The 20,986-nt window shown below is 47.9% G+C and carries 20 protein-coding genes; 19 read left to right on the top strand and 1 reads right to left on the bottom strand.

The window, feature by feature from the left end; genetic code table 11:
• The first annotated feature begins 11 nt into the window (after positions 1–11).
• From iscU to Q365_RS26475, 17 genes are all read left to right on the top strand, one after another.
• Positions 12–395: a Fe-S cluster assembly scaffold IscU gene (gene iscU / locus Q365_RS0112875; protein ID WP_028023725.1), complete on the top strand. Its 384-nt coding sequence runs from the start codon at positions 12–14 to the stop codon at positions 393–395.
• Positions 396–419: 24 nt separating this feature from the next.
• Positions 420–743, top strand: a complete 324-nt coding sequence (gene iscA, locus Q365_RS0112870) for an iron-sulfur cluster assembly protein IscA (RefSeq protein ID WP_028023724.1) — start codon at positions 420–422, stop codon at positions 741–743.
• Positions 744–759: 16 nt separating this feature from the next.
• The gene (gene hscB, locus Q365_RS0112865) at positions 760–1,275 is read left to right on the top strand and encodes a co-chaperone HscB (RefSeq protein WP_028023723.1); all 516 of its coding nucleotides are present in this window, start codon (positions 760–762) and stop codon (positions 1,273–1,275) included.
• Positions 1,276–1,312: 37 nt separating this feature from the next.
• A complete protein-coding gene (gene hscA, locus Q365_RS0112860) occupies positions 1,313–3,160 on the top strand; it encodes a Fe-S protein assembly chaperone HscA (protein ID WP_028023722.1) in 1,848 nt (615 codons plus the stop codon).
• 2 nt (positions 3,161–3,162) lie between these two features.
• Positions 3,163–3,501 (top strand): ISC system 2Fe-2S type ferredoxin, encoded by a 339-nt coding sequence (gene fdx / locus Q365_RS0112855; RefSeq protein WP_028023721.1) that lies wholly within the window; start codon positions 3,163–3,165, stop codon positions 3,499–3,501.
• 22 nt (positions 3,502–3,523) lie between these two features.
• Positions 3,524–3,724 carry a Fe-S cluster assembly protein IscX gene (gene iscX, locus Q365_RS0112850; protein ID WP_028023720.1) on the top strand — a complete coding sequence of 67 codons (201 nt, stop codon included), beginning with the start codon at positions 3,524–3,526 and terminating at the stop codon, positions 3,722–3,724.
• Positions 3,725–4,153: 429 nt separating this feature from the next.
• The gene (gene pepB, locus Q365_RS0112845; RefSeq protein WP_028023719.1) at positions 4,154–5,455 is read left to right on the top strand and encodes an aminopeptidase PepB; all 1,302 of its coding nucleotides are present in this window, start codon (positions 4,154–4,156) and stop codon (positions 5,453–5,455) included.
• 154 nt (positions 5,456–5,609) lie between these two features.
• Complete coding sequence (gene ndk, locus Q365_RS0112840; protein WP_028023718.1) at positions 5,610–6,041, top strand: nucleoside-diphosphate kinase; 432 nt, start codon at positions 5,610–5,612, stop codon at positions 6,039–6,041.
• Positions 6,042–6,493: 452 nt separating this feature from the next.
• Positions 6,494–7,615, top strand: coding sequence for a bifunctional tRNA (adenosine(37)-C2)-methyltransferase TrmG/ribosomal RNA large subunit methyltransferase RlmN (locus Q365_RS0112835; protein WP_028023717.1), 1,122 nt, complete (start codon positions 6,494–6,496; stop codon positions 7,613–7,615).
• A 25-nt stretch (positions 7,616–7,640) separates the two neighbouring features.
• Positions 7,641–8,396: a type IV pilus biogenesis/stability protein PilW gene (pilW, locus tag Q365_RS0112830; protein ID WP_028023716.1), complete on the top strand. Its 756-nt coding sequence runs from the start codon at positions 7,641–7,643 to the stop codon at positions 8,394–8,396.
• On the top strand, positions 8,386–9,411 hold the full coding sequence (rodZ, locus tag Q365_RS0112825) for a cytoskeleton protein RodZ (protein ID WP_028023715.1): 1,026 nt from the start codon (positions 8,386–8,388) through the stop codon (positions 9,409–9,411). The genes pilW and rodZ overlap by 11 nt, the downstream gene beginning before the upstream one ends.
• A gap of 15 nt (positions 9,412–9,426) precedes the next feature.
• Positions 9,427–10,545 carry a flavodoxin-dependent (E)-4-hydroxy-3-methylbut-2-enyl-diphosphate synthase gene (gene ispG, locus Q365_RS0112820; protein WP_028023714.1) on the top strand — a complete coding sequence of 373 codons (1,119 nt, stop codon included), beginning with the start codon at positions 9,427–9,429 and terminating at the stop codon, positions 10,543–10,545.
• A gap of 54 nt (positions 10,546–10,599) precedes the next feature.
• Positions 10,600–11,868 carry a histidine--tRNA ligase gene (gene hisS / locus Q365_RS0112815; protein WP_028023713.1) on the top strand — a complete coding sequence of 423 codons (1,269 nt, stop codon included), beginning with the start codon at positions 10,600–10,602 and terminating at the stop codon, positions 11,866–11,868.
• Between the two features lie 13 nt (positions 11,869–11,881).
• Positions 11,882–12,487, top strand: a complete 606-nt coding sequence (locus tag Q365_RS0112810) for a YfgM family protein (protein ID WP_028023712.1) — start codon at positions 11,882–11,884, stop codon at positions 12,485–12,487.
• Between the two features lie 9 nt (positions 12,488–12,496).
• On the top strand, positions 12,497–13,657 hold the full coding sequence (gene bamB / locus Q365_RS0112805; protein ID WP_028023711.1) for an outer membrane protein assembly factor BamB: 1,161 nt from the start codon (positions 12,497–12,499) through the stop codon (positions 13,655–13,657).
• 88 nt (positions 13,658–13,745) lie between these two features.
• Complete coding sequence (gene der / locus Q365_RS0112800; RefSeq protein ID WP_028023710.1) at positions 13,746–15,239, top strand: ribosome biogenesis GTPase Der; 1,494 nt, start codon at positions 13,746–13,748, stop codon at positions 15,237–15,239.
• 612 nt (positions 15,240–15,851) lie between these two features.
• A complete protein-coding gene (locus Q365_RS26475; RefSeq protein WP_081796245.1) occupies positions 15,852–16,088 on the top strand; it encodes a zinc ribbon domain-containing protein in 237 nt (78 codons plus the stop codon).
• A 28-nt stretch (positions 16,089–16,116) separates the two neighbouring features.
• Here the strand turns inward: Q365_RS26475 and xseA are convergent, their stop codons facing one another.
• Entirely contained in the window at positions 16,117–17,445 is a 1,329-nt protein-coding gene (gene xseA / locus Q365_RS0112795) for an exodeoxyribonuclease VII large subunit (RefSeq protein WP_035024961.1), read from the bottom strand.
• Positions 17,446–17,609: 164 nt separating this feature from the next.
• On the opposite strand from xseA, the gene guaB reads away from it, so the two are divergent.
• Together guaB and guaA are read left to right on the top strand one after the other, a co-directional pair.
• The gene (gene guaB, locus Q365_RS0112790) at positions 17,610–19,073 is read left to right on the top strand and encodes an IMP dehydrogenase (protein WP_028023708.1); all 1,464 of its coding nucleotides are present in this window, start codon (positions 17,610–17,612) and stop codon (positions 19,071–19,073) included.
• 179 nt (positions 19,074–19,252) lie between these two features.
• Positions 19,253–20,830 carry a glutamine-hydrolyzing GMP synthase gene (gene guaA / locus Q365_RS0112780; RefSeq protein ID WP_028023706.1) on the top strand — a complete coding sequence of 526 codons (1,578 nt, stop codon included), beginning with the start codon at positions 19,253–19,255 and terminating at the stop codon, positions 20,828–20,830.
• Positions 20,831–20,986: the final 156 nt, after the last annotated feature.

The following is a 20,986-nucleotide window of genomic DNA, read 5'->3' as shown; positions in this document are numbered from 1 at the left end:
AGGAATAGATCATGGCTTACAGCGAAAAAGTAATCGATCACTATGAGAATCCACGTAACGTGGGTGCATTCGATAAAAACGATCCAAGCATTGGTAGCGGCATGGTTGGCGCACCAGCGTGTGGTGACGTTATGAAGCTTCAAATTAAAGTGAATGAGCAAGGCATCATCGAAGATGCGAAGTTCAAAACTTACGGCTGTGGTTCAGCGATTGCATCAAGCTCACTGGTTACTGAGTGGGTAAAAGGCAAATCACTAGACGAAGCGGCAGCGATTCGAAACGCTGAAATTGCAGAAGAGTTAGAACTGCCTCCGGTTAAAGTTCACTGCTCAATCCTAGCGGAAGATGCAATTAAAGCTGCTGTTAGCGATTACAAGAAAAAGCACGAAGCTTAATACGTAAGAAGGGTTGTTGTATTTATGGCCGTTACTATGACAGATGCTGCGGCATCACGTGTTCGCACTTTCCTTGAAAACCGAGGCAAAGGCATCGGGCTTCGTCTCGGTGTAAGAACCTCTGGTTGTTCAGGCATGGCTTACGTTCTTGAGTTCGTAGACGATCTCAATGAAGAAGACCAAGTGTTTGAGCATAAAGGCGTGAAAGTGATCGTTGATAGCAAGAGCATGCTGTACCTTGAGGGTACAGAGCTCGACTTCGCCAAAGAAGGCTTGAACGAAGGCTTCCAGTTCAACAACCCCAACGTAAGCAGTGAATGTGGTTGCGGCGAGAGCTTTAACGTTTAACACGACGTGAGATGACATGAATCATTTCGAACTATTCGGGCTATCATCTCAGTTTGAGCTGGATGGTAGCTCTCTTTCTTCGCAGTATCGCGAACTTCAACGACGTTTTCACCCGGACAAATTTGCCACGGCCTCTTCTCAAGAGCGCCTGTTAGCTGTTCAGAAAGCGGCGCAAATCAATGATGCCTATCAGACGCTGAGCGACCCCGTTCGCCGTGCCGAGTACCTTCTTTCTTTGAATGGGCTAGAGCTGCGCGATGAACAGCAGACAATGCAAGACCCTGAGTTTCTGATGCAGCAAATGGAACTGCGTGAAGAGCTTGAAGATATTGCAGATAGCGATGAGCCGGATGTATTGTTGTTTGACTTTGAACAACAGGTATCGACACTTCATCAATCCCTGTTAAATGAACTGATAGCGCAACTCAATGATCAACAGTGGGCTAATGCCGCTGTCACAGTGCGCAAACTCAAATTCTTAGTCAAACTCAAGCTAGAAATCGAACGAATCGAAGATCGTTTGCTGGGGTAATCCCACAAGCAGCAGACGATCAGGCACAGGAATCTACATGGCACTGTTACAAATTGCAGAACCGGGTCAAAGTGCTGCGCCGCATGAGCACAAGCTCGCGGTCGGTATTGACCTAGGTACAACCAATACGCTCGTGGCCTCTGTTCGCAGTGGCACCGCAACGACGTTAGACGACCTAGATGGTCGCTCTCTGATCCCGTCAGTCGTTCACTATGGCGACGCAGTGAGCGTCGGCTACGAAGCGCAGGCAATGTCTGAAACGGACAGTGCCAACACCGTAATTTCTATCAAGCGTATGATGGGACGTTCATTGTCTGACGTTCAATCGCGTTATCCGCACCTTCCTTACCAGTTGTCCGCCTCTGAAAATGGGTTGCCTTTGATTGCAACGCGTTTAGGCACCAAAAACCCTATTGAAGTGTCTGCTGACATATTGCGTACGGTGAATGCGCGTGCAGAAGCTGCGTTAGGTGGTGAGCTAGAAGGCGTGGTGATCACTGTGCCTGCCTACTTTGATGATGCGCAGCGTGCTGGTACCAAGGATGCAGCCAAACTCGCTGGCCTTAATGTGCTTCGCTTGTTGAATGAACCGACCGCGGCTGCCATTGCTTACGGCTTGGATTCAGGTCAAGAAGGCGTCATTGCCGTCTATGACTTGGGTGGTGGTACGTTTGATATTTCTATCCTTCGCTTGTCGAAAGGCGTGTTCGAAGTATTGGCGACGGGCGGTGATTCTGCACTTGGTGGTGATGATTTCGATCACTTAGTGGCAGATTGGATTGCTGAACAAGCAGGCTTTGAGACTTTGTCTGGCGATGACCGTCGCCGTCTGCTTAATGCTGCAACCGCGACCAAAGTGTCTTTGAGCGGTAATGACAGTGCTGACATTTCAGTACTGGGCTGGAGTGGCTCAATCACCCGCGCGCAGTTCGATGATTTGATTGGCGCGTTGGTGAAGAAAACCCTACTTTCTTGTCGCCGTGCAATGAAAGATGCGGGCGTCAGCGCAGAAGAAGTGTTGGAAGTAGTCATGGTAGGCGGTTCAACACGTGTACCTTTGGTTCGCGAGAAAGTGGGCGAGTTCTTCAACCGCACACCGTTGACCAGCATTGACCCTGACAAAGTGGTTGCCATGGGCGCTGCAACGCAAGCTGATATTTTGGTCGGCAACAAGCCAGATGGTGAGATGCTGTTGCTGGACGTTATCCCATTATCGCTCGGCATTGAGACCATGGGCGGTTTGGTTGAAAAAATCATTCCACGTAATACCACCATTCCTGTCGCTCGCGCTCAAGAATTTACCACCTTCAAAGACGGCCAAACCGGCATGAAGGTTCACGTGGTGCAAGGCGAGCGTGAGATGGTTGATGATTGCCGATCGCTAGCCAACTTCACCTTGAAAGGTATTCCGCCGATGACGGCAGGTGCTGCGCATGTGCGTGTGACCTATCAAGTTGATGCGGATGGCTTGTTGTCTGTCACGGCGATGGAGAAAAGCACTGAGGTGCAGTCTTCGATCCAAGTGAAGCCTTCTTATGGCCTGAGTGACGACGAAGTGATGGACATGATCAAATCATCGTTCACTCACGCGCAAGAAGACAAAGATGCCCGCTATTTGGCGGAACAACGTGTCGAAGCAGATCGAGTGATTGAAGGGCTGCTCGTTGCTATGCAGTCTGATGCTGACACATTGTTGAATGATGAAGAACAAAAAACCTTGGTCGTTGCCATTGAAGCGCTTATCGCGCTGCGTAATGGTGATAACGCCGCAGCGATTGATCAAGGTATTAAAGATACAGATAAAGCGAGCCAGGAATTTGCATCGCGTCGAATGGATAAATCCATCCGCGAAGCGCTGGCTGGCCATTCCATTGACGAGGTTTAAACATGCCAAAGATTGTTGTTCTGCCACACCAAGACCTTTGCCCTGAAGGCGCAGTTCTGGAAGCAGAAGCCGGAGAAACAGTATTAGACGTTGCACTTCGCAACGGCATTGCAATTGAACATGCGTGTGAAAAATCTTGTGCGTGTACAACTTGTCACGTGATCATTCGTGAAGGCTTTGATTCATTGAACGAAAGCGATGAACTTGAAGACGACATGTTGGATAAAGCGTGGGGACTAGAGCCTGAATCTCGTTTAGGTTGCCAAGCGAAAGTCGCGCAACAAGACTTGGTTGTGGAAGTTCCTCGTTACACCTTGAATCACGCGTCTGAGAACCATTAATTCAAAATAGGGAGCCGGGGCTATGAGCTTAAAATGGATTGATACTCGCGATATCGCGATAGAGCTTGTTGAAAAATTTCCAGATACTGACCCTAAAACGGTACGATTTACGGATCTGCATCGTTGGGTGATGGAGCTGGAAGATTTCTCCGATGATCCTAATCACTCTAACGAGAAAATCCTAGAGGCGATCATCCTGTGTTGGATGGATGAAATGGATTAATCTTTGGTTATTCCGCTTGTGTTAGCGGAATATTGAAGGCACATTGATCATATTGAAGCGGGCGGATGCCCGCTTTGTTTTATCTGATAAAACGTCACATATATGGCGTACTCTATACCCAGACAACCTGAAGATGCAGGATTCAGCGGGTTTGACTGGCATTGTGATCGCGACGTCCCTTTACAGGTGTAGTCATCTCCATCAAAAAGTGACAACAAAGAGCACTGCGTCAGTCAACTCGTCCACTTCTTCGTTAAATTCCACGGGAATAGAACGACTATTCCTCGTAAAATTCGCCACGAATTGAACGCATTGACGATCTCTGAATGTGAGCATCTTCAGGTCGTTTGGGTGTATAACTAAAATCAGTCGAGAATAACATTACGTGTTGCCCGAGATTGGCAAGGCGAGTTGAAAAAGGAGTTCAGCATGACAGAAAAAATGCGTATTGCGTTATCTACCGAGTCAGCGGCAGAGGTTTGGGGAAATAATGCTGTTGTGTCTTTTGGTCAAGATGGTGCGGTCGTCCACGCGGTAGGGGAGGATACCCTTTCTCCCGTTCAACAAGCTGCGCGTAAGCTTGAAATGCAAGGCATTCGTAAAGTCAGCTTGGTGGGTAACAACTGGGACCTTGAAACTGCTTGGGCATTCTATCAAGGGATACGTGGTCCTAAAGCGGGTGTCGAGTTTGAAACACCTGAGCTTGAATCCTCATCACAGAAAGCCCTCAATGATCGTATCACCGCGATTGACTGGGTTTGCCAGATCATCAATGAAACCGCAGAAGAAGTCGGCCCTCAGCAATTAGCAGTTCGTGCTGGCGAGTTCATTAAATCACAAGCGCCTAGCCCTGAGCACGTGACTTACAAAATCGTTTCTGGTGCGGATTTGCTTGAACACGGTTGGGTAGGTGTTCACACCGTTGGCCGTGGCTCCGCGCGTAAACCTGCCATGCTTCAACTGGACTACAACCCAACGGGCGATGCCGATGCCGAAGTATTTGCTTGTATCGTAGGCAAAGGGATTACCTTCGACTCAGGCGGTTACAGCATTAAGCAATCAAGTTTCATGGATGCCATGAAGGCAGACATGGGCGGCGCAGCCATGGCAACGGGCGGTTTAGGTCTTGCGATTGCTCAAGGCTTGAACAAGCGTGTAAAACTGATTTTATGTTGTGCAGAGAACATGATTTCCAGCAACGCTTATAAGCTGGGCGACATCATCACCTACAAGAACGGTGTGACGGTAGAAGTGCTCAACTCGGATGCAGAAGGGCGTCTTGTTTTGGCTGATGGTCTGCTTTACGCCAATAAGTTTAACCCGACTTTGACAATCGATTGTGCCACCCTCACAGGCTCAGCGAAAATGGCGTTAGGCAACGATTATCATGCACTGTTTAGCTTTGATCAGTCTTTGGCTGAGCGTTGCCTTGTCGCGGCGAACGCAGAGAACGAAGGCATGTGGCAATTGCCAGTCGCGGATTTCCATCGCAACATGCTGCCATCAAGCTTTGCTGATCTGGCTAACGTGGGTGCAGGCCAATACTCACCGGGTGCGAGCACGGCGGCAGCCTTCCTTTCGTACTTTGTTGATGACTATAAAAACGGTTGGGTCCACTTGGACTGCTCTGGTACTTACCGCAAAGGGGCCAGTGATAAATGGGCCGTGGGCGCGACTGGTATGGGCGTGAAAACCCTATCGCGTATTTTGATGGATGAATCTTCACGATAATTCAAACAAAAGTGTCTGGTAATTATCAACACAGTTAACGATTCCGCAATGTTGGGGTAGGGTCTAACATTGCGCTCTGGTAGGCTACCTTTGACATTACAAGCAGATAACTCGTTTTCTACCTGCTGTCTGAAAATATAATAAGGAAGATAGAATGACTATTGAGCGCACCTTTTCAATCGTGAAGCCCGACGCCGTTGAACGCAATCTGATTGGCGCTATCTATCAGCGTATTGAAGCTGCGGGGCTGCGAGTTGTCGCAGCAAAAATGCTTCACCTGAGCAAAGAGAAAGCCCAGGGCTTTTATGCAGAGCATGAAGGCAAGCCTTTCTATGATGATCTGGTTGAGTTTATGACGTCTGGCCCTGTCATGGTACAAGTGCTGGAAGGCGAAAATGCGATTGCCAATTACCGTGAGTTGATGGGTAAAACTAACCCTGAAGAAGCAGCATGTGGCACATTGCGTGCTGATTACGCGGTGAGCATGCGTTTTAACTCAGTACACGGCTCTGACAGCCCAACCTCTGCCGAACGCGAAATTGCTTATTTTTTCGCCAGTGATGAGATTTGCCCTCGCAAAGCCTAATGCATTGTGATTGAACATAAAAAGGGAGCTGGAGCTCCCTTTTTTTATTTTGTTCTATTCTGGACTAATAAAAGCCACATAAGTAACAGGTGGAATCCGGATCACAAAGGCTGTACAATTTCGCGCCTTGATTTAAGGCTGTAAGCCCCTATACCCAAGCAACCTGAAGATGCTCGATTTCAGAGGGCATCAGCGCGTTCAATTCGAGGCAAATTCCTGTAGGAATAGTCATTCTATTTCACAGGAATTTAACGACGAAGTGGACGCGCTGAGGACCTCCCTTCGGGCGAGTTGACTGACGCTATGCTCGGTGTTATCCCTTTTTGATGGAGAGTTACTACATCGGCAAAGGGACGCCTTGATCATAACGTCAGTCAAGCTCGCTGAATCCTGCATCCTCAGGTTGTTTGGGTATACCAACCTGTATTTAACCTGTTTCACGAGGCAATCTGATGACAACGGAAAAAATCAACCTGCTCGATTTTGATCGGCAAGCGCTGCGAGCATTTTTCGCTGATGAGTTAGGCGAGAAAGCGTTTCGTGCTGATCAGATCATGAAGTGGATGTACCACTTTGGTGTTGATGACTTCGATCAGATGAACAACATCAATAAAAAGCTTCGTGAAAAGCTGAACGCGAAATGTGAAATTCGCGCACCAGAAGTGACGCTAGCTAAGCATTCAAGCGACGGCACCATCAAATGGGCAATGCGTGTGGGTAACCAAGACGTAGAGACCGTTTATATCCCTGATGAAGATCGTGCGACCCTGTGTGTGTCTTCTCAAGTGGGTTGTGCGTTGGATTGCAAATTTTGCTCAACCGCACAGCAAGGCTTTAACCGTAACCTAAAAGTGTCTGAAATTATCGGACAGGTTTGGCGTGCAGCGAAAGAGATTGGTATTGAGAAAGACACAGGCCGTCGCCCTATCACGAATGTCGTGATGATGGGGATGGGTGAGCCTTTGCTTAATATGAAAAACCTGATCCCATCGCTTAACATCATGCTGGATGATTTGGGTTTTGGTCTTTCGAAGCGTCGCGTTACCGTGTCGACTTCGGGTGTCGTGTCAGGCTTGGATCAAATGACAGACAAAATCGACGTTGCGCTCGCGATTTCTCTTCATGCACCAAATGACGAGCTTCGCAGCCAAATCATGCCAATCAATGATCGTTACAACATTGATACGTTTTTGGAATCGGTTCGCCGCTATATTGCATCATCAAATGCTAACCGTGGGCGTGTGACTGTAGAGTATGTTCTCCTAGATCACGTCAATGATGATATGGACCATGCGCGCCAACTCGCAGAGCTGTTAAAAGATACCCCTGCGAAGATAAACCTGATTCCTTTTAACCCTTATCCTGGGTCACCATACAAGAAGCCGAGTAATTCGCGCATCGATCGTTTTATGAAAACACTGATGCAGTACGATTACACGGTAACCGTGCGAAAAACTCGCGGTGATGACATTGATGCGGCATGCGGACAGCTTGTTGGTGATGTTATCGACCGTACCAAACGCACGCAAAGCAGACTGAATGTAGAGGAGCAAATCCCTGTAAAATCAGTCTGATCGCATAGACTGATAGGATGGGATGATGGCAAGGACGCTTAGTACACTGTTATTGATGGGATTATTAGCAGGCTGTGTCACAGTAACGGATAAGCAAAGCAACGTGAAGTTTGATAGTATTCAGGCTGCTGAATCCAGAATTTCACTCGGTATTGCTTATTTAAACGCGGGTCAATGGGAACGGGCGAGACAAAACCTAGAAATGGCGGTGCAATTTGCCCCCAAATACTACCGTTCCTTGATTTCCTTTGCCCACTACTTAGAAAAAGTAGAAGAGTTTGACCAAGCCGAGCAGCAATATATTACTGCACTGCGCCATTCCCCTAAGAACGGGGACGTTCAGAACAATTATGGTGTCTTTTTGTGTCGCCAAGAACGTTATAGTGAAGCGCAGAGGGCGTTTGCGAAGGCAATAGACCAGCCGTACTATTACAAAATGTCTGGTAGCTTTGAGAATGCAGCACTATGTGCATTAAAAGCGGGTGAAAGGCAACAAGCGAAAATATGGTTTGGAAAGGCGATTGATCATGAACCCAACCGCCCACTGTCTTCTGTGCAACTTGCGCGTTTAGAAGTTGAAGACAGCGAATTGAATGATGCACGAATACGCTTGTTTAAATTTCATAAGCGATATGGTTATCGCCCGAACTCGCTACTGACGCTCATTGAGTTGGAAAGCAAAGCAGAACGTCCCAATGAAGTGACACGATATGCCAATGTGTTGGCCAGACAATTTCCCGAATCTAACGAATATAGACAGTACTTAGCGAATGAATACTGAACAAAACGAAGAGCAAGTGTTAGACGTTGAGTCCGCACACCCAGGACAGGTGTTAAAGCAAGCCCGTGAAGCTATCGGGCTTTCTGCTCAAGACGTGGCTGATCGTCTAAGGCTTCGTGTATCCGTTATTTTAGATCTTGAAGAAAACTGTTGCGAAAACAAACAAATAGCCACGTTTACACGTGGTTATATTCGTTCTTACGCCAAGCTGGTCGGTTTGAATGCTGACGAGCTTATCTGTGACTATCAAGCGCCGCCTCAAACCGAAGAATCAGCACAAAAGATGCAGAGTTTTTCGCGTAAAACACGTATCGATAAACATGATAGCCGTGTAATGAGCCTAACGTGGGTTATCTTGACGGTGGTCGTTGGTATTACCACATTTTGGTGGTGGCAGAATCAGCAAAATGATCCTCTGATGTCGCTATCAGAAAATACCTCGATAATGGCTCAAGTCGTCGGCGCTGACGACGGTAACGATAATCTGTCCATCAACGCTCAAGTTGAACAAGTGACACAACCTGATGTGGCGCAGACTGACGCTTCTGTACCTAGTGACACGACGGTTGATACACCTGTCGTAGAAAATACCAGTGATGATGTCATTGAAGAGATGGCGCAGGTTGAAAGTACTGCTCAAGAGCTTGTCGTTGAACAAGCCGAGTCGAGTAATAACGCATCATCAGAAACATCCCCAAATTCAGAAACAAATGGTTCGGCACTAGCGACAGTGGCAACGAACGACGTGACGACCAATGGCGAAGCGTTAAACAAACAACCTACGTTGGCGTTGTCTTTTGACGGTGACTGCTGGGTTGATATACGTGATGCTAGTGGTAAACGCCTTCTGACTGGCATAAAGTCTGCTGGTGAAACCGTTGACCTATCGGGCGAAGCGCCGTTCAAGATTGTATTAGGCGCGCCATCAGCTGTGCGTCTTGTTTACAATGGCGACAACGTTGATTTAAGTGGTTACCCTTCTGGGCGTGTTGCCCGTTTGAGCCTACCGAAGTAATTCAGAGAACACCAAATGCATAGCGAATCTCCTATTAAACGCCGCCAATCCACGCGTATTTACGTGGGCAATGTGCCCATTGGCGACGGTGCTCCCATTGCCGTTCAATCAATGACTAACACGCGCACCACGGATGTGGCTGCTACCGTTGCACAAATTAACGCGCTAGAAAAAGTCGGTGCCGACATTGTGCGTGTTTCTGTGCCAACAATGGAAGCTGCGGATGCCTTTAAGCTGATCCGTGAACAAACCAACTTACCTTTAGTTGCTGATATTCATTTCGACTATCGCATTGCGTTACGTGTTGCAGAGTTCGGTGTGGATTGCTTACGCATTAACCCAGGAAACATCGGTAACGAACAACGTATTCGCTCAGTGGTTGATGCTGCGCGTGATAAAAACATTCCTATCCGTATTGGTGTGAATGGTGGTTCGCTGGAACGTGAAATCCAAGAAAAATATGGCGAGCCTACACCAGAAGCACTGGTAGAATCGGCCATGCGTCATGTGGACATTCTGGATAGATTGAATTTCGACCAATTCAAAGTCAGTGTGAAAGCCTCTGATGTGTTTCTCGCAGTTGAATCTTACCGCCAATTAGCCAAACGCATCGACCAGCCTCTGCATTTGGGGATCACCGAAGCGGGTGGTGCTCGTGCTGGCGCAGTGAAATCTGCGGTCGGTTTGGGTATGCTGCTGAGTGAAGGTATCGGTGACACGCTGCGTATCTCGCTGGCGGCTGACCCGATTGAAGAGATTAAAGTCGGTTTTGATATATTGAAATCACTGCGCATTCGCTCGCGCGGTGTTAATTTTATTGCGTGCCCAACTTGCTCCCGTCAGGAGTTTGATGTGATTGGGACAGTTAATGCGCTAGAACAGCGTCTGGAAGACGTTGTGGTACCAATGGATGTGTCCATCATTGGTTGCGTGGTTAACGGCCCTGGTGAAGCTGAGGTGTCACACCTTGGTGTAGCAGGCAGCAATAAGCGCAGCGCATATTACGACGATGGTATTCGTCAGAAAGAACGTTTTGACAATGACAACCTGATCGACCAGCTGGAAGCGAAGATCCGGGCTAAAGCCTCAATGCTGGATGAAAACAACCGCATTGACGTAAACACGCAGAAGTAAGCCCTCAGGCTCACTTCTAACAGAATAAATAAAAGATCGGTTTCGAGAGTAAACGTGGCAAAAACAATTCAAGCAATTCGAGGCATGAACGACTGCCTTCCAACACAAACTCCTCTTTGGCAAAAAGTAGAGGGTACGGTTAAAAACGTGATCAGCGGATATGGCTACAGCGAAATCCGTATGCCTATCGTTGAAATGACCAATCTTTTTTGTCGCGCCATCGGTGAAGTGACCGATGTAGTCGAGAAAGAGATGTATACCTTTGAAGATCGCAATGGCGATAGCCTAACGTTGCGTCCAGAAGGGACGGCGAGTTGTGTGCGTGCGGGTATTGAAAACGGTCTACTGTACAACCAAGAACAGCGCCTATGGTACATGGGCCCTATGTTCCGTCATGAGCGTCCTCAAAAAGGCCGTTACCGTCAATTCCACCAGTTTGGTGTAGAAGTGTTTGGCCTGAATGGCCCAGACGTTGACGCGGAACTTATCATGATGACAGCACGCCTTTGGCGTGAGCTGGGTATTCATGAACATGTACGCCTTGAACTGAACTCTATTGGTTCGTTGGAAGCGCGTGCAGGCTACCGTGAAGCATTGGTCGCGTTCTTGATGCAGCATGAAGCTATTTTGGATGAAGACAGCAAGCGACGTATGCACACCAATCCACTGCGAGTTCTGGATTCTAAAAACCCAGAGATTCAAGCCGTGCTGGTGGATGCGCCGAAGCTATCTGAGTATCTAGATGACGAATCAAAACAACATTTTGCTGGTTTGTGTGAACTGTTGGACGCTGCAGGCATCCAATACTCAGTAAATGAGAAACTGGTTCGTGGTCTTGACTACTACAACCGTACTGTTTTTGAATGGATCACTGAGAGTTTAGGATCGCAAGGCACCGTATGCGGTGGTGGTCGTTATGATGGTCTGGTTGAACAACTGGGCGGCAAAGCGACACCAGCAGTGGGTTTTGCCATGGGTGTTGAACGTCTTGTGCTTCTAATGGAAACATTGGAATTAAATGAAACTCGCCCTGTTGTTGATGTTTACGTGGTCACCGCGGGTGAAGGAACAATGGCAGCGGGCATGCAGTTGGCAGAAACTTTGCGTGAACGTGTACCGGGCCTTCGTGTGATGACTCACTTCGGTGGCGGTAACTTTAAGAAGCAATTTAAACGTGCTGATAAAGTGGGCGCGTCCGTGGCATTGGTATTGGGTGAAGACGAAGTGGCGAACAAGGTTGTGACCTATAAAGATCTTAAAGGTGGCGAGCAACTGACCATTTCTCAGGATGATGTAGCCGAAAAATTGGCTCAACGAGTTTAAGAGAGGACTAAACGTGGACGTCTACACCACAGAAGAACAACAAGTCGAAGCGATTAAAACGTGGTGGCGGGAGAATGGCAAAGCCATCATCCTCGGCGCAGTGATTGGTCTGGGCGGTCTTTATGGATGGCGCTACTACCAGTCAGAACAAGAAACGAGCCGCGAGCAGGCGTCAGAAGCGTACATGCAAGTTGTGAGCGCATTGGCTGCTGGTGATGCTGACGCACAAGAGAAAGCCGCTGCATTTATTCAGTCTAGCGATAGCTCTTACTCGGCATTGGTCGAGCTGCAGCTGGCGAAGACATTCGTAGAAGCGGGTGATCTTGCCAAAGCCGCTGAGCAATTGCGCTCAGTGCAAGCGTCTAAAGACGATTCGTTGAAAGCGACGGCGACACTGCGTCTTGCGCGTATTGAAGCGCAACAAGGTAACGCTGACGCTGCGCTAAAAGAACTTGATAGCGTGACTGCAGAAAGCTGGAAGCCACAAGTTGAAGAACTTCGTGGTGATATCCAACTGCGTAAAGGCGATACCGCCGCTGCACGTTTAGCTTATGCAGCATCAATTGCAGCCGCGTCTAACCCTGTTGTTCAAATGAAATTGGACAACTTGCCGCAATAAGGGTTGAGTATGATGCGCACGGGATGGAAACGTGTAAGTGCAGCGGCTTTGTTAGGCACGCTGCTAATGGGTTGTGCGAGTGAAGAAGACTCCATCGTCATGGCGCCTGTGCCTGTCGTAAGTAGTGAGTTCACTCCTCAATCACTTTGGACTTCGCAAGTTGGTGACGGTGTAGGTGGCTATTACAGCGATCTCACGCCTGCTTATGAGTATGGAAAAGTGTTTGCCGCGGATCGCGCTGGTGAAGTCAAAGCGATAGATGCCGAATCAGGTAAAACGCTTTGGATGGTTAACCTAGGCGAAGAAACGCCAGCGTTACTCTCTGGCGGTATTACTGCGTCATACAGTAAATTGTATATCGGCACTGAAACCGGTGACCTCATCGCGTTGGATGAAGAAACCGGTGAAGTGGTTTGGCGTACTAATGCGGGTGGCGAGATCTTATCGAAACCACTGGCAGATGTAAGCCTGATTGTGGTAAATACCAGTCGTGGCGAATTAGCGGCGTTCGATGCTGAAAGTGGTGAAGAGCGCTGGCGTATTTCAAGTGATGTGCCAAACCTGACATTGCGAGGTGATAGCTCACCAGTAGCTATTTCAGGCGGTGTGTTCTGGGGAATGGCAAACGGTCGTCTGGGTGCTGCTTTCATAGAGAACGGTAACATCATTTGGCAGCAAACTGTTGCGAGCCCTAAAGGGGCAACGGAAATTGATCGTCTAGTCGACGTTGATGCCACGCCAGTGATTTCTGGATCTTTGCTCTACGCAGTGGGTTACAATGGTCAACTTGTCGCTATCGATTTGCGTTCAGGACGTCCTGCTTGGAAACGCACTTACAGTTCGACAACAGATTTCTTGGTCGTGGGTAGCTATTTGTTCCTCGTTACCGACAAAGATCATGTTGTTGCCGTAGATGCGCGTAGTGGCACTGAGCTATGGCAGAATCGCGATCTTGAATACCGTCAGCTGACAGCGCCTGTGGCCATTTCTGGCTATGTTGTGATGGGCGATGCGGAAGGCTATTTGCATTGGCTTGATCCGACAACGGGTGAGTTTGTCGCACAGCAGCAACTGGATGATAGCGGTATTGCCGTTGCACCAGTGAAAGCGGATGATGCGTACATCGTGATAACCCGTGACGGGAAAATCAGTAAAAAGCAAACGCAGTAACATCAAGCGTTTATGAATTATTCGGCTCCTGAACCCTAAGGTTCAGGAGCCGCTGTTATTAATAAGTAAGAGATTTTAAGAGGTCAGTATGATTCCTGTAGTAGCCCTTGTTGGGCGTCCAAATGTGGGGAAGTCGACACTCTTTAACCGGCTGACAAGGACGCGCGATGCGCTGGTAGCCGATTTTCCGGGTTTGACCAGGGATCGTAAATACGGAAAAGCCGTGCTGGGTGAGCATGAGTTCATTGTGGTAGACACTGGTGGTATCGACGGTACCGAGGAAGGTGTGGAAACCAAAATGGCTGAGCAATCACTGGCGGCGATTGAAGAAGCTGACGTTGTTCTATTCATGGTAGATGGCCGTGCTGGTTTGACCGTTTCTGATGAAGCGATTGCCCAACATCTGCGTTCGCGTGAAAAAACGACTTTCCTTGTCGTAAATAAAGTTGATGGCATCGATGCTGATGCAGCCAGTGCTGAATTCTGGCAGCTGGGCATGGAGCATATGTTCCAAATCGCTGCTGCACATGGCCGTGGCGTATTAGGTCTCATGGATCGTGCTTTGAGGCCATATGCAGAAGCATTGGCTGAGAAAGAAGCCGAAGAAGGCTTGGTTGATCTCACTGGCGAAGAAGAGTACGAAGAAGAAGACAAAGAATTAACGGAAGAAGATGCAGAAACCGCGCTTCAGCGTCTGCAAAATCTGCCGATAAAATTCGGTATTATTGGCCGTCCTAACGTGGGTAAATCAACACTGACTAACCGTATTCTCGGTGAAGATCGCGTGGTGGTTTACGATATGCCGGGAACAACCCGTGATTCTATCTACATTCCTATGGAACGTGATGGTCGCGAATACGTCATTATCGATACTGCAGGTGTTCGTCGTCGTAAACGTGTTAACGAGAAAGTTGAAAAGTTCTCTGTTATCCAAACACTGAAAGCGATCGAAGACTCGAACGTCGTGTTGCTGGTCATTGATGCGCGTGAAAATATCTCAGACCAAGATTTGAGCCTATTGGGCTTTGCTATGAATGCTGGTCGTTCAATTGTGATTGCAGTGAACAAGTGGGATGGTTTGGATAAAGACGTGAAAGACCGCGTTAAGTCTGAGCTGGACCGTCGCTTAGGTTTCGTAGACTTCGCGCGTATTCACTTTATCTCGGCATTACATGGTACAGGTGTTGGTCACTTGTTTGAGTCTATTCAAGAAGCGTATGAATCCGCCACAAAGCGTATTTCAACGGCAATGCTGACACGCATCATGAACATGGCACAAGACGATCACCAGCCACCAATGATTCGCGGTCGTCGTGTGAAATTGAAATATGCGCACGCAGGGGGTTACAACCCACCGATCTTCGTGATTCACGGTAACCAAGTCAAAGATTTGCCTGATTCGTACAAGCGCTACTTGATGAACTATTACCGCAAATCGCTGAAAATCATGGGTACACCTATTCGCATTCAGTTCCAAAGCAGCGAAAACCCATTTGAAGGCAAGAAAGAAAACCTAACTATTTCCCAATCTCGTCAACGTAAGCGTTTGATGGATATGGTTAAACATCGCGGTAAGAAGTAATCATACTGTGAGAAGCAAAGAGCCGACCCTAGTGGTCGGTTTTTTTATGTCCGTAATCTAGCCGGAAAGATGAAGATTGAATGACAACTTATGTAATTTATACATGTTTTGCATTCTTCGGTCGCTAAACCCCTAATATGACAGAACTCATTGGGTGTAAACGCGTAAATTAGTGACCATTGAAAGGTATTCGTGACAGATCTGTTGCGAGAATTTCACTAAAAAATAGATCTTCGTCACATAACTGTTTGGTTGTAAGCGGGAAATATCGTTCTAGGAGCATTCGGTGTATTTTTGCTCGGTCACTAAACCACCTTGCTTTTACTAAATGTTGTTAATTGACGAAAAATAACCAAACATAAGAATTTTATTCCGCTTAAAATCCAAATGCAGAACATGTAACTTATGCTTTCGGGAGTTGTATTGATAAATATTCTTTTGAGGGTAGATCGCTGATCGGATCCCATAAACGCTGAGATCTGACGATCTTGATAGGATCCAGCGTGAGGCTGTTCTGTTTGATCTTCGATTTTAGTTAGAATAGCGCTTATTGATGAGAGACAAAATGTTGGACAGTTAAAGTGCGACATGAACCATTGGGAGGAAATAGATATGGAAAACAACTGCCCTGATTGTAATGAATCAATGAGGTGGGAACAGGGGAGTTATCACTGTGATCCTTGCGATAAAGTCTTTATAAAACAGGGGTATTGTCAAACTTGCGATGCGCAGCTAGAAAAGCTTCAAGCATGTGGTGCCACCAATTATTTTTGTAATCAGTGTAATGAGTTAAAGTCGCGCTCAAGTGCGACCATTGTATTTGAGGCAAAAAAAACGGTGTCGCAATGACACCGTTTCATAAAGCGTTTGCGTGATCTTAGATCACGGTGGATTGGATCTCGCCGCTCGATAATACCGTGGTGATCCGATCGCCCGACTTTACATCGTCCTGAGTGCGAATTACCTCGTTGTTGCTTCCCCGCGTGATCGAATAGCCGCGAGCCAACGTTGCCAGAGGGCTAACGGCGTCTAAGGTTTCCATTTGCAGCGCCAACTTATGCTGCTGCTGGCGCAATTGCTGACGCATTGATTCAATCAAACGTTGCTCGGTATAGCCGAGTTGCGCATTCAGTCCGGGTAATTGGTTCGCCGGGGAAAAACGATCCAAACGCTGGCTTGCTCTGTCCAATCGTTGGGCTTGTGTCTGGAGTTGGGTGCGCATCGATTGATAAAGACGTCGCTCAAGCTCGTCAAACTGCTGTGCTTGCTGTTGAAGCCTTGCTTGAGGGTGATGCATAGCCAAACGGTGTTGTAAGCGCGTGAGGCGCTCCTGACTGCGAGATAGGTGACGACTCAATACATGTTTCAGCCTATCGGCACGTTGTGAATACTGTTGAGCCCGTACAGAGGTATCTCGGCTGACGAGTTCGGCTGCCGCCGAAGGGGTAGGGGCACGCACATCCGCCACAAAATCGGCGATGGTCACGTCCACTTCATGGCCAACGGCACTGACGATAGGAATCGAACTGGCTGCAATGGTTCTCGCGACAATTTCTTCGTTAAAGCACCACAAATCTTCTAAAGAACCGCCGCCACGGCCCACAATTAGAACATCACATTCGTCTCGGCTGTTTGCTCTCCCTATAGCCTGCGCAATCTGAATCGCCGCATCCTTTCCTTGTACCTGCGTTGGGTAAATCACGACAGGCAGGCTTGGGTCACGACGTTTTAAAACATGCAGGATGTCGTGAAGCGCAGCGCCAGTTTTGGAGGTAATAATGCCCACACGCTTGGGTTGCTCAGGAAGGGGCTGTTTATTACTTGCGGCGAATAAACCTTCCGCCGCGAGATTCATTTTCAGTTGATCAAACTGCTGTTGAAGCATGCCATCACCTTCTGGTTGCATGCTTTCAACGATGATCTGGTAATCACCGCGCGGTTCGTAAAGGGATAAACGTGCACGCACCAGCACTTGATTGCCGTTGGCTGGCTTAAAGGTGACGCGACGATTATTCCCTTTAAACATCGCGCACTTAACCTGCGCGCGGCTGTCTTTAAGCGTGAAATACCAGTGGCCGGAGACGGGCACCGTCAAATTTGATATTTCGCCAACCAGCCAGACGATGCCCATTTCGTTCTCAAGCAGAAGACGCACTTCGGCATTCAAACGAGAAACGGTATATATGTTTTGATTCGGGCTTGTCATCGCCAATTGACCTTAAATATCAGAGGGATTGCGTCATGGTACTGAGCCAAAAAATGAAAGCCAAACGTTTTCGTGAAAATCTATAGCCAAACGTTTGCGTCATCAGTATAATGCGGCGGCAATATTTAGTCCCCCCGTATTTAATTTTGGCGTGAGATATTGCAATGTTACGAATAGCTAAAGAAGCCCTAACTTTCGATGATGTATTGCTGGTTCCAGCACATTCCACAGTTCTTCCAAACACTGCCGACTTACGCACTCAACTGACGAAAACTATTTCGTTGAACATCCCAATGATATCTGCGTCTATGGACACAGTGACTGAAGCGCGTTTGGCTATCGCCCTAGCTCAGGAAGGCGGCATTGGCTTCATCCATAAAAATATGTCAATTGAACAGCAAGCAGAGATGGTTCACCAAGTGAAGATCTTTGAAGCTGGCGTTGTCTCCCACCCTGTCACTGTTCATCCAGATGCGACAATCGCAGATGTTGTTGAACTCACCAAAAAGCATGGTTTTGCAGGTTTCCCTGTCGTTACCGAGAGTAACGAGCTTGTTGGTATCATTACTGGTCGTGATGTTCGTTTTGTCATTGACCTATCCAAGAAAGTCTCTGCTGTTATGACGCCTAAAGATCGTCTGGCTTGTGTCAAAGAAGGCGCATGTCGCGAAGAAGTGCAAGAAAAAATGCACCAAGCGCGCGTTGAGAAAGTTCTGGTTGTGAATGATGATTTTCAACTGACTGGGATGATCACTGCAAAAGACTTCCACAAAGCAGAAACCAAACCAAACGCGTGTAAAGACGAGCAAGGCCGTCTTCGCGTAGGTGCGGCAGTAGGTGCTGGCGCAGGTAATGAAGAGCGCGTAAAAGCACTGGTTGAAGCTGGCGTGGACGTTCTACTTATTGACTCTTCACACGGTCATTCTGAAGGTGTATTAAACCGTATTCGCGAAACACGCGAAGCATACCCTGACCTCGATATCATCGGTGGCAACGTCGCAACGGGTGCGGGTGCGAAAGCACTGATTGAAGCGGGTGTGAGTGCAGTTAAAGTGGGTATTGGCCCAGGCTCTATCTGTACAACACGTATTGTTACGGGTGTGGGTGTTCCTCAAATTACAGCCATTGCTGACGCAGTTGAAGTGGCAAATCAATACGGCATTCCTGTTATTGCTGATGGCGGTATCCGCTTCTCTGGTGATATCTGTAAAGCCATCGCAGCGGGCGCATCATGTGTCATGGTGGGCTCAATGTTCGCGGGTACAGAAGAAGCGCCGGGTGAAGTGATCCTATATAACGGACGTTCATACAAATCTTACCGTGGCATGGGCTCACTGGGCGCAATGTCCCAAGGTTCTTCAGATCGCTACTTCCAATCGGACAATGCGGCAGACAAGCTTGTTCCTGAAGGTATTGAAGGTCGTATTGCATACAAAGGTCACTTGAAAGAGATTGTTCACCAGCAAATGGGTGGTCTGCGTTCAAGCATGGGTCTGACTGGTTCTGCGTCGATCGAAGCAATGCGTACCAAGGCTGAATTTGTTGTTATTTCTGGCGCGGGCATGGCGGAATCTCATGTGCATGACGTACAGATCACCAAAGAAGCACCAAACTACCGTCGCGGCTAAATTTTCACAAAGAAACCCTGACGTAAACGTTTGCTTTTTTTCTTGAAGCACTGATAAGAGGCGAGTAAACTCGCCTCGTTTTCATAACCCACAACCACAGCGTAGGAAAGAGAACCCATATGGTATGGGGCTTCCCAAGCGATAGAGCTTAGCTGGTGGTAACGATAAGACTGCACAAAATGACTAAAGACATCCATGACCAACGTATTCTGATCCTCGACTTTGGCTCTCAGTACACTCAGCTTATCGCTCGCCGTATCCGTGAAATCGGAGTTTACTGTGAACTATGGGGCTGGGATGTTGATGAGCAGGATATCCGTGACTTTAACCCGAACGGCATCATTCTTTCTGGCGGTCCAGAAAGCGTGACGGAAGCGGGTTCTCCACGCGCACCTGAGTATGTATTCAACGCGGGCGTACCTGTACTTGGTGTGTGCTATGGCATGCAAACCATGTCAGAGCAGCTTGGTGGTAAAGTTTCGGGTTCAACTGAGCGTGAGTTTGGTTATGCGAAAGTAACCATTGACCAACCTGGCAGCCTATTCAAAGGCATAGAAGACTCTCTAAATGAAGAGGGCTTAGGTATGCTGGATGTGTGGATGAGCCACGGTGACAAAGTAGTCGAAATCCCATCTGACTTCGTCAAAGTCGCTTCAACTGACACTTGTCCATATGCGGCAATGGCTAACGAAGAAAAACGTTTCTACGGCGTTCAATTCCACCCAGAAGTGACGCACACTCGCCAAGGTCACCGCATGCTTGAGCGTTTTGTGATGGACATCTGTGGCTGTGAGAAGCTGTGGACATCAGCGTCGATCATCGAAAATGCGATTGAGACAATCAAGGAGCAAGTGGGTGACGACGAAGTTATCCTTGGCTTATCTGGTGGCGTAGATTCATCTGTGGTTGCCATGCTGATTCACCGTGCAATCGGTGACAAGCTGACTTGTGTGTTTGTTGATAACGGCCTGCTTCGTTTGAACGAAGGCGAGCAAGTGATGGACATGTTTGGTGATCACTTCGGCCTGAACATTGTTCACGTAAAAGCGGAAGACCGTTTCCTATCTGCACTGGAAGGCATTGCTGACCCAGAAGCGAAACGTAAGAAAATTGGTCACGTGTTTGTTGATGTCTTCGATGAAGAATCGAAGAAATTGAAAAATGCGAAATGGCTGGCACAAGGCACAATCTACCCAGACGTGATTGAATCTGCTGCATCTAAAACGGGTAAAGCGCACGTTATCAAATCTCACCACAACGTTGGCGGCTTGCCAGACGATATGGAAATGGGATTGGTTGAGCCGCTGAAAGAGCTGTTCAAAGATGAAGTGCGTAAGATTGGTCTAGAATTGGGTCTGCCTTACAACATGCTTTACCGTCACCCGTTCCCAGGCCCTGGCCTAGGTGTTCGAGTACTTGGCGAAGTGAAGAAAGAATACTGTGATTTGCTGCGTCGTGCTGACGCAATCTTCATTGAAGAGCTGCACAAAGCGGATCTATACAACAAAGTATCTCAAGCCTTCACCGTATTCCTTCCTGTGCGCTCTGTAGGCGTTATGGGCGATGGTCGTAAATACGATTGGGTTGTGTCACTACGTGCTGTTGAAACGATCGATTTCATGACCGCACATTGGGCACACCTGCCATATGATTTCTTGGGTAAGGTGTCTAACCGCATCATCAACGAAGTCGATGGCATCAGCCGCGTGGTTTACGATATTTCAGGCAAACCACCTGCGACGATTGAGTGGGAATAATCCCTTAGATCGAATCAAGATTAGGCACGCATAGCGTGCCTTTTTTTGTTTTTCACTATGCAACTCCGTTTTAGTTTCTACTCCCTCTCAATACCGTGACGCTTACTTCTGTTTACTTGCCCAATACTCATGCTTTCTTCTCGACGTAACGTTTTC

The organism is Enterovibrio calviensis DSM 14347, from assembly GCF_000621165.1.
Taxonomy (GTDB): domain Bacteria; phylum Pseudomonadota; class Gammaproteobacteria; order Enterobacterales; family Vibrionaceae; genus Enterovibrio; species Enterovibrio calviensis.
This window is presented reverse-complemented; position numbering and strand designations above follow the sequence as displayed.

Coding starts and splice junctions, on each gene's coding strand:
- ndk (WP_028023718.1), top strand. CDS start 5,610: ATGACTATTGAGCGCACCTTTTCAATCGTGAAGCCCGACGCCGTTGAA.
- iscA (WP_028023724.1), top strand. CDS start 420: ATGGCCGTTACTATGACAGATGCTGCGGCATCACGTGTTCGCACTTTC.
- iscX (WP_028023720.1), top strand. CDS start 3,524: ATGAGCTTAAAATGGATTGATACTCGCGATATCGCGATAGAGCTTGTT.
- rodZ (WP_028023715.1), top strand. CDS start 8,386: ATGAATACTGAACAAAACGAAGAGCAAGTGTTAGACGTTGAGTCCGCA.
- pilW (WP_028023716.1), top strand. CDS start 7,641: ATGGCAAGGACGCTTAGTACACTGTTATTGATGGGATTATTAGCAGGC.
- guaB (WP_028023708.1), top strand. CDS start 17,610: ATGTTACGAATAGCTAAAGAAGCCCTAACTTTCGATGATGTATTGCTG.
- guaA (WP_028023706.1), top strand. CDS start 19,253: ATGACTAAAGACATCCATGACCAACGTATTCTGATCCTCGACTTTGGC.
- bamB (WP_028023711.1), top strand. CDS start 12,497: ATGATGCGCACGGGATGGAAACGTGTAAGTGCAGCGGCTTTGTTAGGC.
- pepB (WP_028023719.1), top strand. CDS start 4,154: ATGACAGAAAAAATGCGTATTGCGTTATCTACCGAGTCAGCGGCAGAG.
- Q365_RS0112835 (WP_028023717.1), top strand. CDS start 6,494: ATGACAACGGAAAAAATCAACCTGCTCGATTTTGATCGGCAAGCGCTG.
- xseA (WP_035024961.1), bottom strand. CDS start 17,445: ATGACAAGCCCGAATCAAAACATATATACCGTTTCTCGTTTGAATGCC.
- ispG (WP_028023714.1), top strand. CDS start 9,427: ATGCATAGCGAATCTCCTATTAAACGCCGCCAATCCACGCGTATTTAC.
- Q365_RS26475 (WP_081796245.1), top strand. CDS start 15,852: ATGGAAAACAACTGCCCTGATTGTAATGAATCAATGAGGTGGGAACAG.
- hscB (WP_028023723.1), top strand. CDS start 760: ATGAATCATTTCGAACTATTCGGGCTATCATCTCAGTTTGAGCTGGAT.
- hscA (WP_028023722.1), top strand. CDS start 1,313: ATGGCACTGTTACAAATTGCAGAACCGGGTCAAAGTGCTGCGCCGCAT.
- iscU (WP_028023725.1), top strand. CDS start 12: ATGGCTTACAGCGAAAAAGTAATCGATCACTATGAGAATCCACGTAAC.
- der (WP_028023710.1), top strand. CDS start 13,746: ATGATTCCTGTAGTAGCCCTTGTTGGGCGTCCAAATGTGGGGAAGTCG.
- fdx (WP_028023721.1), top strand. CDS start 3,163: ATGCCAAAGATTGTTGTTCTGCCACACCAAGACCTTTGCCCTGAAGGC.